Source organism: Pseudomonas sp. LBUM1653 (assembly GCF_059716115.1).
Map to the genome: position 1 here is coordinate 4607898 of NZ_CP166803.1, position 12234 is coordinate 4620131.

The following is a 12234-nucleotide window of genomic DNA, read 5'->3' on the forward strand; positions in this document are numbered from 1 at the left end:
CTCTTTACGGTCAAGAACCGGCTATGTCGGCGCCGTTGCCGCGGATGTAGGGCACCGGTCCGAGGCCGTGCGCCGCTGCGAGGGTCTCGATCGCGTACTGGATCGAAGCCGCGTCATTCATCGAATGGAAGGTGCCGTCATCGTTGAAGCTGACCTGCGCGCCTTCGATCCAGGCGATGGTGATGGTGTCTTCGGTGTTCTCCTTGGGGGTGTAGAAGGTGTGCACCGAGCCGCCCGGCTCGAACAGGTAGGAGCCCGCCGTCTGTGGCTGGTCTGGGTACTCGAGATACTTCCAGCAGCCCTGGATCGTCCACACCTGCGCCGTACCGGTGTGGTAGTGAATCGGCAGGGAGGCACCGGGTTCCACGATGGCCTTGATGACCCACTCGCCGCGCTCCGGGTCGATACGTAGCGGCTGAATGTGGATGCCCGGGAAGACATTCTTGATCAGTGGGACCTGCTCGATGTTGACGGTCAGCAGAGTGTCCTGCGGGAGGCCGACCAATGGCAGCAACGCGCCGGTGGAAGTTTTTTGCTGGGTGGGAAATTTAGCGTTCATGCGTTGTTTCCTTTTGTTGTTGTGAGTAAAGCGGTTGACGGAAGCCGTCCTTTGATGAGAAAGCCGGATGCGGGCTGCTCCGGCGGGCAGCGCAGGACTGTGGCGAACCCGCATGGAAGAAACAGGAAGTCGCCCGCCGCGAGCTGGAAGTCCTGCCCGTCGACGTGCGCCTCGATCCGTCCGTCTTCGACGTAGAGAACCTGCTCGGCGTCGGGCTCGGTGGTGCAGGCCAAGGCGCTGCCGGCACGCAGCCGCAGCGCCTTGATGTCGACCCACTGCGCGCCGACGGTGTCGCGATCGATGAGCGGGACGATCGGGGTGGAGGCCTCGGCGGCGACAAGTACGCGGACTTCGCCGCGCTCAGTGACCGCAGGGTCGGGTTCCGTGATCGTGTGCGCCGGGTTCTCGCCATAAGGCGGCGCATAGACGACCAGCAGCCGTCCGGGCTGGTCGCTGGTCACGCGAAATGTATGGAACACGCCCGCCGGCGCGTAGGTCCAGGTTCCGGGGGCCATCACGTCGACGCGACCCTGCGCTTGCGACTCGCCAGTGCCTTCAATCATGTAGGCGCATTGCTCCAGGTACGGATGCGCGTGCGGCTTCGCGCCATGGGATTTCACGATCGTACCGACCAGCACTTCGAGTGCCGTCGCGCCCACGGTCTCAGGGCCGATCACGCGCACATTGGAGGTGCCGGTGTGGTTCGCCGGCGAGTAGGCAGCAAGGTCCGCCGCCCTGATCACAGTGGGGATGGCTTTTATTGCGGCTGGATCCTGAACGTTTTGCGTAAGCATAGAACCTCCTACGAGACTTAAGCCTAAAGATCTAATGTTAGGAGTTTTGCCATGAAAAAAGACCCTCGTCAAGCACCTCATTGGGGTGACCGCAGAGATTCTGTCCGGACGGTACGAGATCTGGCGTACCCGGCAGGACGAGTTAGCGGCGACTGTCAAAGAAGAAGGCGCAAGCGAGAGGAAACTGACCCAGAAAAGGTGCAAGGTCCATGCAGTGCCGCCTATGAGATTTGCGTATTTCGGTGGCGCCGTCCCGAACTCGCAGCGCGAGTTCGGAGTCTTCCAAATCGCCACGGATAGCGACGACCTTCAGACAGGCGCAGAGATAAAACAGAGACTCTCTTGTGGAGAGTGCACCGACAGCAAGGCGCTTGGTAAAGCGCCTCGATCAGGCATGGCTACTAACGCCGTGGAACGCGTAGCGTCCGCCCGCTGTAAAGAGCCCCCATGACAGGTTCAGTAATGGGCGCTGGAAAAACTACTCAATCAATTCGTAGTGGAAATGCTCTGGGTCAAATCGATTAGTACCGATAGGTTGCCTGTACTGAAACTCCATTCGCACTATTTTCGTAGTTGGCACTGTATGCCGGTTGCAGACCGGAGTCGTTCGACTGGTTTACTGAAACTTTGGAATCCCAGAGATAACCATAAGCAAGGTCTATCGTCAGATCGGCGTTCGGTGAATAAGCGGCGCCGAAGGTGACGGCCTGGCGGTTGCCAACCGGAACGCGCACGCTGCGATCCTCATTTCCTACTGGCGAGGGATCATAGGCGTAGCCTGCGCGGAGCAGCCATTGGGGGTTCAATTGATAGGATGCGCCCACCGCGGTGCTCCACGTGTCATGCCAGTTCATAAGTTCGGTCATAGTCTCCATGCCAACCGCCTGGCCCACGGGGGAAACACCGCTGTTGATTGCCTTGACCTCCTGGATCCGGCTCCAACGTGTCCAGGTGGCACCCAGGTATCCGGTCCAGCGACTATTGAATCGATGGGTGATGGACGTATCCACTGATTCGGGCATAGTAATGTCTACTTTGTTGTCATAATTTCCGTCCATGACAGCGCTCGGGGAGCCGGAAACTTCAGTATGCCCTTTGAGGTGATAGCTCACCTTCGAGTGGTAAGTAATTCCCCAACGGGTTGCCTCATTAAAGTCAACCAGGAGGCCAAGGTTGTAGCCAATGGCCGTGTCATCGCCTTTGATGGTGACCAGTGTATCCTCGCCATTGTTCAGGGCGCCGGTAGCCATATAATTCTGAAGCTTGGCATTGAAGCGGTTTATGGTCGGTCCGCCACCAATGGACACGTGATCATTGATCCGATAGGCAATAGTGGGCTGCAGGGTTATTTCCTTGGTCGTGCTATAGGAGCCATGGTAGCGGCCCTGAAAAGAGCCCTCGTAATCATTGATCAGACCACTCGGCGCATAGAGGCCCACACCAATCGAAAATCGATCGTCAAGCGGCGTCGACATATAAGCGAAGGGCACCACCCCCAAAGGCACCGAGTCCCCCTCATTCGTCCCTGCGACACTGCTCTGCGCATCACTGATGTCGATGTTGGCCGAGACGACCGCGGCACCGCCGGAAATTTCACTGCGCTTCAACTTGGTCAAGCCTGCGGGGTTTCCATAGATGGTGCTGGCATCCAGCGCCGAAGACGACCTTCCCGCGTAAGCAGTCCCTGCACTGCTTGCACTTTGTTCATTCAGGCCGATGCCATTGGCGCCTGCCATGGTAGAGGCGCTGAGGAGTGCCATGGCACTGCTGAACTTAATCCAGATAGCACATTTTCGCTGAGCGGAGAAACGTGGGGTCGCACGGTTATTCAGCTGCATTTTCCACCTCTTGTTTATTGTTTTTGTTGATTCACGCAGGCAAGGCTTCGCCGTCCTGTGCACTTCTCAGTGCCGGGTGGCGTTGATCGATGTTGTGTAAAACACCCTGGCTGAAGAACGCCAGGGCATGACTGCTGGACTTACAGATTGCGAATCAAAAACTCAATTAATCCACTCGATTTGAAAGCTGTAACGCCCCAAGAGTGGAGCCAGGACTTCTTGGCCCGTGCCTGCCCTGACGCAGGCAACCTGCCCACGACGATTGTCCTGGACGACTTCAACAGCAATATCCGAAAGCCCCAGACGCTCCACTTCCTGCTGGACTACTTTGGCAATTTCGCGCTGCTGCAAAGCGGGCTTGAATATCTTGCCCACGGCAGTCAGTGGCAACGCTTCGAGGATTTCAATGCGCTTGGGAACAGCTGCCCGCTCGCTGATGTTGAGATGAGCGAACGCCTCAAGTTCTTCGGCATTGCAAGTTTGCCCGGGGCGTAGTTGAACGTAGGCAACCGGCACTTCGCCCGAGTAGGCATCGGGGCAACCTATTGCAGCGGCCAAGGCGACGGCGGGATGCGCCTGAAGAGCTTCTTCAATTTGCTTGGGATCAATGTTGTGGCCGCCGCGGATGATCAGCTCCTTCTTGCGCCCGGTCAGCCAGAAGTAACCTTGTGCATCCTGGCGACCCAGATCGCCCGTATTCAGCCAGCGCTGACCATCGATATCGATCCAGAGGCCCTGGTTATGACGCTCCTCCAGATAACCCTCGAAGAGGTTCGGACCACTGATCGTGATTAGACCGATCTCATCCACGTTGGCGTCGCGCAGGTACTCTCCGGAATCGTTGAGCAAGACCGCGCGCATGTTCTGGTAGGCGATCCGTATCCCGATGGAGCCGATATGGCGCTCGCCATGGGGTGGATTGATTGAAGAGACGCAGGCACCCTCGGTAAGACCGTAACCTTCAAGGATCTTCACCCCGGTCCGACGTTCGAACTCCCGGAACAGCTCAGCCGGCATGGGTGCGGCGCCACAGATTGCATAGCGAAGACTGGACAGATCGCGGCCCTGCCATTCATTTTGCAGAAGTGCTGCATAGACCGTTGGCACGCCGGAAAAGAGGTTGATACCGAAGTGCTCGACTATCTCCCAGAATCGTGGGATCACGCCCTCGCCACGATACCCTTGAGCCGTGCCGAGAATCACATGGTCGCCTTGCGTCCAAGGCATCAGTCCGGTCACCAGCTGGCCATTGACATGAAACAGCGGCAGGCCACAGAACATGACCTGGACACCACTGCGTGGCTGCATGTGAGCGGCGATGGCCCATGCGTTGAATACTTCCGAGCCGTGGCTACGCGCGGCGATCTTGGGAAGTCCCGTGGTGCCGCCCGTACAGATGTAGGAGGAGCACTCATCCTCGCGGATTTGCCGACCGCTCTTGAGGTATGTGTGTGGCTGAGTCTCCATCAGCGATTGCCAATCGTGGATCGCTATGCCGCTGTGTAAGTCTCGTTCCTTCAGTGCCACGGCTTTCAGGGCCTCACGCACTGGTTCGTCGACATAGGGTGCCATGCTGACCCAAACGACAGACCTGATCCCGGGTAACTGATCCAGCTGCGAAGCCAGTTTCGGCCACAGGTCGCTGCCTGGAGTCGGCGCGAGTGTCACCACCACGGATGCCTTCGCGGCATTCAGCAAGCCAGCCATCTGCTTGGCTTCAAGCAGAGGATTGATCGCCATGGCGATGCCCGCCGCCTCCCCGCCCCATATCGTGAAATGGGTTTCTGGCAGATTGGGCAAAACAAAGGCAATCACCTCGCCCGGTTTTATGCCCAGGTCATCGAAGGCATTTGCCGCGCGGGTGATGTCCGCCAAGAGTTGGGAGTAGTTCCACTCGTGGGTGCGCTTGAAATCGGCAGCATCGGCGAAGAAGCTCAGCGCCGGTGCCTGGGGGGTGCGCTCGGCCGTCTGTCGCAGCGCGTCATAAGTGCTGCAAGCCAGACCACGCTCCGACAAGGGGACTCGTTCGAGACTTTCGATGTCATCCAGGGTCTGCACTACCATCAGGCTTCCCCCACGACGCGATTGCGTTGTACGCCGAGATCGATCACACCATCGGCGCTGCGAATGCGCGCCTCGACCACGTCACCGGCCTTGAGGTACTGCGTCCGGCCTTCCTGCGCCTTGAGGAAAAGCTTCCACTTGGTGGCTTCGGGCAGCAGGGCTGCAATGCGCATTTTGGCAGGCGAAGGGATCGTCAAAGCACAGCCGGCAGGCGTACCGGTGGCGATCAGGTCTCCAATGGCGAGATCTTGCAAGGCGGAGAGTTCGGTCAGGGTTTCCGCGGGGCCGTAAACCAGATTGGCCGTGCTGTCGTTCTGTCGCACCTGGTCGTTGACTGTCAGGCGTAGCTGCAGTTCTTTCAGGTAATGCATGTTCTTGGCATCCAGCAGGCACAGGTACGGGCCGACCGGGCCGAAAGTGCGGTAGCTCTTGCCCTTGTAGAACTGCATCTGGGGAATCTGAATGTCACGCGCCGAGTAGTCATTGACAATGACGACGCCGGCAATGAACTCATGCAGATTGGCGTCGGTGACAGCAATGGCGCCGGTGATCGCGCGCTTCATCACAAGGCCCAGTTCGATCTCGTAGTCAAGGAAGCGTACGTGGCGTGGCTTGATCAGGTCGCTGTCAGCCGCTACCAGGCAACTCGTCGCCTTGGTGAAGATCATGTTGAATTTCTTCGCGTCCGGGTCCATGCCTGACTCGATCATGTGCTGACGGTAATTGGCACCCTGGCAGACGAACTGCTGGTTACGGGTTACCGGCGACAGCAGTTTTACTTCGCCCTGCGCAAGCTCAGAGCCTTTGAGTTGAGCGAGGTCGTCGATACTGTTCTGGCGAAGGAAGTCACCGGTGGTTTCAAAAACGCCGGGGACAACTGTGATACGGCCCTGGCGAAGCACGCCCCAGTGGATACCGTTCTGAAATTCAAAGCGGACTACGTGTACAGCAGACATTGAAGGTACTCCTGGAGCGGCGTTTGTCCCGCGCTCGATGGCGCGGGAACAGTGGTGTTGTTCTGACGGGGGGCTGGCAACGGTGTAGACCCACGCACTGCCAGCAATCAAAGCGCCGGCTTTAAGCAGGTCCCGCCGGCCAAACCGGGTTGAGTTGTCCGACATGGCGGCAGCTCTACCCGAACATCCGCATGAGTGTTATCAGCTTGCGAAAGGTCAGGTCCGGGCTGCGTCGAAGGTTGCGGATCAGCAGAATCAGATTGGCCAGGCTCATCTTGGGTTTGGTAAAACTCTTGGGCATGCGTTGCCCCCACTGGGCCATTGCCTCGGGACTCACCGGATGAATGCCCGTAGGCCGAGTGGCCGTGAAAAGATCCCCGTCGCAGTAATGCTCGTGCTTGTCACCCCAAGGGTCTTGCCAGTAATCGAAAATCTGACTGCCCAGGATGTGCCGGCCGATGCCCCATGAGTGCTCCCAACCGCGCTCGCGCAAAACGCGCTGCCCCATGCCCACGGCGTCTGCATCGACGACCTCAAAGGCGCTATGGCTGTAGGTGGCCATGAACCCTTGCGCAATCGCGAGCGTATGGTGAGCCGCGGGAATGTCACCGAGATCCACACGCATGAAAGCGACGATAGGCGTGCCATCGGGAAGTACCTGCACATCGCTGGGAATAAACCCGAAATGCTGCGTATACCAGGCACAGGTAGCCTGGTAGTCGGCCACCTCAATGACGATGTGGCCAAGCCTGAGCACTTCGGGGGGAGCAATCGGCGGGCGCTGCGTGGCATTGATTCGTGGTTGTTCGTGAGCCAGATTCCAGTGCAGAGGAGCTCTGTGTGCCAGCGTCTTGCCTGGTGTCTGGTCAAAAACGGCTTCCACAACGAAACCGGAAGGATCGGTCAGTCTGACGTAATACCCTTCGCCAGGATGTTCCGACTTCTCTACCGATGACGCACCTGGGATTCGAGAGAGTTTTTCCAGATCTTTGAGAGACCGGACTGCCAGGCCGAATCCGATAAAACGTGCCTGTTCTGCACGATGGACACGGTAACAATATGAAGTGGCATCGGTGGCTCGTAGATAGAGCGTTTCGGCGTCCTGTCGTCTTACCGTCAGACCGAAGTCGGTCAGGAAACGCGCCGCCTCATTCATGTCCGGCCGCTGGAAAATCAGGTGAGTCAGATCCTGGGCTTTTACCGTCGGCTGCGGATGCCGGGCGGGTTGTTGTGTCGCCAACCGGTGCAGTTCGATTTTTTTGTTCATTGTCGTTTTCCGGTTTTTTAGGGCAAAGCTGTCCCGAACCCCTGAAACAATCAGGGGTTTAGCCAATCAAGTCAGTTACGAGCTCAGTCGAGAGATGGAAGTGCCGGCAACTCTTTGGTCGCCAACGCACGAGCCTCCTCTGAGGGCACACCCAATGCGCGCAGTACCAGCTCGGCGGTATCAGAGCCCGACTCGCGCCACGTTTTGTGACCTTCCAGCACCAGGAAAATCGAGCCAAGCACGCTGCTCGATATCAGCGTCAGTACCGAAAGCAATTGCTCCTGCGCAAACGTGTAGCGCCCAGTGGTAAGCCCGCTCAGAAGATCCTTGGTCGCCTGGCTGCTGAACATTTCGCGCAACGCCGAATTGCTCATGGCGAATTTATGGATGAACGCGCCCCACTGGGAGTCTTCATGCGCTCGGCGAATGAAGAATCGAATGCCATTGGCAAGGCGATGAGCGGGATCCGAGAGGGAGTCGAAGCTCTTGTTGACGCGCTCATGCATCTCCCTCGCGAGATGGCTGGCCACCGCCTCGAACAGGCTTTCCATGCTGTCGATGTTGCTATAAACCGTTCCGCGCGCCACGCCTGCCTCTTGCGCGAGGTCAAGGATGTTCACTTGTGAGGTGCCTCTCTCGGCGAACAGGCGAAAGGCGGCTTGATGAATGCGGCGCTGTGTTGGATTCAGGGATTCCACGGTTCTCTCTCCAGGATTACCTTATGGATCGATTGAACACTCGTGTTCATTCCGCGTCAACCATATTTTTATGGACGGTTGGTTATTCTGTGTAAAACCGGCCTGAAACCTGATAATCAGGGCGCCTGGATCGTGGTCACCGAATCAAAAAAGCACTGCACATTGACATAACTGAACACGCGTGTTCAATTATGCTGGCCGACTTTTATCAGATGAAGGACAGAACATGACCGGCTCAAATCTCTTCAAACCGCTTCGATTGCCCAACGGCACGGTGATTCCAAATCGAATCGCCAAGGCAGCCATGGAGGAGAACCTTGCCAATGAGGATCACGCTCCGGGGGAAGCGCTGGTCAAGCTCTACCAGCGTTGGGCGGAGGGTGGTGCCGGTCTGATCATCACTGGCAACGTCATGGTTGACCGCCTTGCCTTGACCGGCCCCGCTGGCGTTGTGCTCGAGGATGATCGGAACCTGGGCAAATTCAAGCTATGGGCCGATGCTTGCCGCAGCCGTGGAGCCCAGGCCTGGATGCAAATCAATCATCCCGGACGGCAGCTATTGGCTTCACTGGGGCAATCGGCAAGGGGCCCCTCCGCTGTTGCGGTCGACATTCCCGGGCTTTCAAAAGCGTTTGTGCCGCCCAGGGCTTTGGAGGAGCAGGAGATCGAAGAGCTGATCGGGCGCTATACCCAAGCGGCGGTGCTGGCCGAGCGTGCCGGATTCACCGGCGTGGAGATTCATGCCGCGCATGGCTACCTCTTCAGCCAATTCCTTTCGCCCTTGACCAACCGGCGTGATGACCGCTGGGGCGGTAGCCTGGAAAATCGTGCGCAAATTCTGCTGCAAACCATCGACGCAATACGTCAGCGAGTGGCACCGACCTTTTGCGTCGCGGTGAAGCTCAACTCCGCGGACTTTCAGCGCGGCGGGTTCGATGCCGAAGATGCGGCTCGCGTGGTGGAAATGCTTAACGCCAAGGCGGTCGATCTGGTCGAGTTGTCGGGTGGCAGCTACGAAAGCCCGGCCATGCAGGGGCAGACCCGCGATGGCAGCAGCCTGGCTCGAGAAGCCTACTTTCTCGAGATCGCGCAGAAAATAGGAGAAATAGCGCGCATGCCGCTGATGGTCACCGGCGGCGTGCGCAGAAAGGAGGTCGCGGAGCGAGTGGTAAGCGGCTCGGTGTCGATGGTCGGCATTGCCACTGCGCTGGCAATCGAGCCAGCCCTGCCGAAACAGTGGATGGCAGGGCGCGACATCAAAGTGGAGCCCATCGTCGTCCGCTGGAAGAACAAGACGCTGGCATCGCTGGCAGTGGCCTCGGTGATCAAGAAGCAGCTCGGATTGCTGAGTCAAGGGAAGCGGACAAAACCCGGGACGTCGCCACTCATGGCATTGATCGGCAATCAACTGAAAGCTCGTCGCCAGGCGAAGAGCTATCGGCAATGGATTGATCAAGCCAGGTAGAGGATCAGGCCGGTAGCGGCTTGCCGGCGATTTTCCTGGCTCTGGCAGGTGTGACGCCCAGAGCCTGGAGAACCATTTCGGCGACCCGCAGATCGTGCTCCGCCACTGCCCGCCCCTCGACAACCGAGCGCATTGCTCCGGTTGTGCACGACAAGACAATATCCAGGGCGACCCCTTCGTCCTCGTAAGCAAGCGTGCCCGCACGCAGTCCTTCACGCAGGTCGCCCAGTACATGGTCAGCCAGACGCGAGCGCATTGCCTGGTCGAAATGGATGATGCGCAGCAGCGCATTCGCCCATTGGTGGTCGGCCGCGGCCCGGCACACAAACATGCGCACGCCGATCGAAAGCCGCTGTGCGCCGCAGTGCACGTTCCTGCTCATGGCGGAAATGGCATCGGAGAACTCGGCGGCCATGGCGATGCCCACCGCCTCCAGTACTTCATCGCGAGTTCGAAAATAGTTGTAGATGGTACCGTTGGATACCGCTGCTTCCGCGGCGACCTCGAGCAATGCGATCTCCCCCACTTCCTTGCGTGCGATAAGACGCAATGCCGCGTCCACCAGGCCGCGACGGGTGCGCTCACGCTTCTTGTGACCTCTCGTGAGAGGTTCCGGCGCATCAGCTTCTGAAGGAAGTGTGGAGGAATGCATTATCAAGCTCGTAATCTAATGGGCTCGTCGATGGTAACGGAAACGCTGCCCGGCGTGGCGTCTTCGCTGACCAGCAAGCCCCTGCAGTCTCGAAGGAGGCTTCCCGCCTCTGCGCCAGGGGCGTGGTGCATGATGATACGGTCGGGGCGAACCGCGACGAGCGTTCCCTTGGCAGCCAGCGGCAGGATCTCATGGTTCATGTCTTCGATGAAGTCACAGCTGCCGCCGGAGCGTTGGCCACGTGCTCTGACCTCTAAAAAGTGGCCTCCGATTTTTTCCCAGGAAACGATCTGATCAGGGGTGAGCAGTGACAACGGGTCAACACCGAATCCAACCAGGGTCAGGTTATCTCCAAGTGCATCGTCGCTCAGTTTGATCTGCTTTTGCAGGTTGCGAGTCCAGGCCTGGGGAAACAGGCTGCCACGTACCAGCTTGTCGCCCCGGCGATGCTGTACGAACAGGCCGTGTTTGAAGGTGTTCTTCGGCTTGATGTCCAACTGTTCGAAGTACCTCCTGGTAGCAGGAGTCAACGCCAGCGTGCGCATCAGGCCGTGCACAAAGAAAGCGGCGATCTTGTTCTTGGGCATCACCAGGCGGCCCATGAGCTTGGCCAGATTGATCATCGCCTGGGCATGGGGGCGGCGCTCTACATCATAGGTTTCGAGTATTGCAGGCGCGGCATGGCCGCGAAGGACCCAAGCCAGTTTCCAGGCAAGGTTGGCACCATCTCGAAGTCCCGCGACGAGACCTTGCCCGACAAAAGGCGGGGTGATGTGCGCGGCGTCGCCGGCGAGAAAGACGCGACCCTTGCTGAATTTGTTGCAGCACCGCGCGTGGAATCGATACACCGCCTTGCGCTCTATTTCCAGCTCCTGCGGGTTGATCCATGGCGCAATCAGCCGGGCTATGCTTTCCGGGCTTTCCAGCTCTTCCCGGGATTCGCCGGGCTGCAGCATGAACTCCCAACGTTCCCTGCCGCCGGGTGCAGGCATGTGCGGCGTCGGGCGCCGTGGATCACAGATAAACTCAATGTGATCAATCGCTGACTTATGCCGGTTCTTGACATCGACAATCAGCCAATCCTCCGCATAGGTCTGTCCTTCGAACTCTTGACCAATCAGCGCTCTGACCCTGGAGCTGGCGCCATCCGCACCGATCAGATACTGGGCGCGAACGGAATGCGACTGCCCATTTTCATCACGTACGGAAGCGAACACGCCATCCGACACCTCGACCAGGCTCTCTAGCTCGTAGCCACCCAGGCTGGTGACGGTTTTAAGCCGGGAAACCTGGCCGCGCATCGCGTGTTCGAGATCAGGTTGATAGAAAGTCACGAGTTTCGGATGGCCGTCGACGCACCCCTCAGTATTGGCTCGACCGAATTGCCCCAGCACCGGGGAGTGCATCTTCACTTCAGGGATAACGATCTTCTCGAACGCGTCTTCCGACAAACCGGCGAGTTGCAGGATACGCAGCGCCTCGTTGTCCAGAGCAATGGCACGAGGCATCAACAGGATCTCATGGACCTTGTCCAGTACCAGGGTCGTTATCCCATAGCGGCCTAGCAGCGCCGCGATAGTCGCACCTACCGGACCATAACCGATCACCAGCACGTCGACGGCGGCGGGAGGTAATTCACAATCTTTCTTGTTGTTGTTCATCTCGAGCCCTTGTTGTGATTGAAGTCGTGAGACGCGAGGTCTCATCGTCAGGCACGATGAAGGTATTCAATATTGAGAGATATTTCAATATTGATGTTTTTGTCATTACTTTTTTGAGATCATAGTCAAGCCGCGATGGGGCCCAGGACGAGCCGGATTTGGCGGCGTGAACCGAGTTTGCGCGTGCGCCAGTATCCGACCGGCGACGCTTGGCTTCTGAGCCGATCAGCGTTGTCATGGGAGCACTGGCCCAGGAAGCCAGGTACATCGGTTTAGTATC

11 protein-coding genes are annotated in these 12234 nt (G+C 58.3%); 1 reads left to right on the forward strand and 10 read right to left on the reverse strand.

Annotated elements, in window-relative coordinates; genetic code table 11:
- Positions 1-10 precede the first annotated feature (10 nt).
- The 7 genes from ACA054_RS20680 to ACA054_RS20710 form a co-directional block, all read right to left on the reverse strand.
- Positions 11-559, reverse strand: coding sequence for a 2,4'-dihydroxyacetophenone dioxygenase family protein (locus tag ACA054_RS20680; RefSeq protein ID WP_497685924.1), 549 nt, complete (start codon positions 557-559; stop codon positions 11-13).
- The gene (locus ACA054_RS20685; RefSeq protein WP_497685925.1) at positions 556-1353 is read right to left on the reverse strand and encodes a cupin domain-containing protein; all 798 of its coding nucleotides are present in this window, start codon (positions 1351-1353) and stop codon (positions 556-558) included. The genes ACA054_RS20680 and ACA054_RS20685 overlap by 4 nt, the downstream gene beginning before the upstream one ends.
- A 521-nt stretch (positions 1354-1874) precedes the next feature.
- The gene (locus ACA054_RS20690) at positions 1875-3191 is read right to left on the reverse strand and encodes an outer membrane protein transport protein (protein ID WP_497685926.1); all 1317 of its coding nucleotides are present in this window, start codon (positions 3189-3191) and stop codon (positions 1875-1877) included.
- A 162-nt stretch (positions 3192-3353) separates the two neighbouring features.
- Positions 3354-5255, reverse strand: a complete 1902-nt coding sequence (locus ACA054_RS20695) for an acyl-CoA synthetase (RefSeq protein WP_497685927.1) — start codon at positions 5253-5255, stop codon at positions 3354-3356.
- On the reverse strand, positions 5255-6211 hold the full coding sequence (locus tag ACA054_RS20700) for a fumarylacetoacetate hydrolase family protein (RefSeq protein ID WP_497685928.1): 957 nt from the start codon (positions 6209-6211) through the stop codon (positions 5255-5257). Before ACA054_RS20700 ends, ACA054_RS20695 begins: the two co-directional genes overlap by 1 nt.
- A 175-nt stretch (positions 6212-6386) precedes the next feature.
- Entirely contained in the window at positions 6387-7478 is a 1092-nt protein-coding gene (locus ACA054_RS20705; protein WP_497685929.1) for a VOC family protein, read from the reverse strand.
- 83 nt (positions 7479-7561) lie between these two features.
- Complete coding sequence (locus ACA054_RS20710; RefSeq protein ID WP_497685930.1) at positions 7562-8176, reverse strand: TetR/AcrR family transcriptional regulator; 615 nt, start codon at positions 8174-8176, stop codon at positions 7562-7564.
- A 226-nt stretch (positions 8177-8402) separates the two neighbouring features.
- Between ACA054_RS20710 and ACA054_RS20715 the strand changes: the two genes are divergently transcribed.
- Positions 8403-9641 (forward strand): NADH:flavin oxidoreductase/NADH oxidase family protein, encoded by a 1239-nt coding sequence (locus tag ACA054_RS20715; protein ID WP_497685931.1) that lies wholly within the window; start codon positions 8403-8405, stop codon positions 9639-9641.
- Between the two features lie 4 nt (positions 9642-9645).
- Here ACA054_RS20715 and ACA054_RS20720 read toward each other — a convergent pair whose 3' ends face one another.
- The 3 genes from ACA054_RS20720 to ACA054_RS20730 are packed head-to-tail and all read right to left on the reverse strand — an operon-like array spanning position 9646 to position 12192.
- Positions 9646-10293 carry a TetR/AcrR family transcriptional regulator gene (locus ACA054_RS20720; protein WP_497685932.1) on the reverse strand — a complete coding sequence of 216 codons (648 nt, stop codon included), beginning with the start codon at positions 10291-10293 and terminating at the stop codon, positions 9646-9648.
- A 2-nt stretch (positions 10294-10295) separates the two neighbouring features.
- Positions 10296-11954, reverse strand: coding sequence for a bifunctional 3-(3-hydroxy-phenyl)propionate/3-hydroxycinnamic acid hydroxylase MhpA (gene mhpA / locus ACA054_RS20725; RefSeq protein ID WP_497685933.1), 1659 nt, complete (start codon positions 11952-11954; stop codon positions 10296-10298).
- A complete protein-coding gene (locus ACA054_RS20730) occupies positions 11929-12192 on the reverse strand; it encodes a hypothetical protein (RefSeq protein ID WP_497685934.1) in 264 nt (87 codons plus the stop codon). The genes mhpA and ACA054_RS20730 overlap by 26 nt, the downstream gene beginning before the upstream one ends.
- Positions 12193-12234 lie beyond the last annotated feature (42 nt).

Bases quoted from the DNA above. Each gene is read 5' to 3' on its own strand.
- ACA054_RS20680 (WP_497685924.1), bottom strand. From the start codon at position 559: ATGAACGCTAAATTTCCCACCCAGCAAAAAACTTCCACCGGCGCGTTG.
- ACA054_RS20685 (WP_497685925.1), bottom strand. From the start codon at position 1,353: ATGCTTACGCAAAACGTTCAGGATCCAGCCGCAATAAAAGCCATCCCC.
- ACA054_RS20690 (WP_497685926.1), bottom strand. From the start codon at position 3,191: ATGCAGCTGAATAACCGTGCGACCCCACGTTTCTCCGCTCAGCGAAAA.
- ACA054_RS20695 (WP_497685927.1), bottom strand. From the start codon at position 5,255: ATGGTAGTGCAGACCCTGGATGACATCGAAAGTCTCGAACGAGTCCCC.
- ACA054_RS20700 (WP_497685928.1), bottom strand. From the start codon at position 6,211: ATGTCTGCTGTACACGTAGTCCGCTTTGAATTTCAGAACGGTATCCAC.
- ACA054_RS20705 (WP_497685929.1), bottom strand. From the start codon at position 7,478: ATGAACAAAAAAATCGAACTGCACCGGTTGGCGACACAACAACCCGCC.
- ACA054_RS20715 (WP_497685931.1), top strand. From the start codon at position 8,403: ATGACCGGCTCAAATCTCTTCAAACCGCTTCGATTGCCCAACGGCACG.
- ACA054_RS20720 (WP_497685932.1), bottom strand. From the start codon at position 10,293: ATGCATTCCTCCACACTTCCTTCAGAAGCTGATGCGCCGGAACCTCTC.
- mhpA (WP_497685933.1), bottom strand. From the start codon at position 11,954: ATGAACAACAACAAGAAAGATTGTGAATTACCTCCCGCCGCCGTCGAC.
- ACA054_RS20730 (WP_497685934.1), bottom strand. From the start codon at position 12,192: ATGACAACGCTGATCGGCTCAGAAGCCAAGCGTCGCCGGTCGGATACT.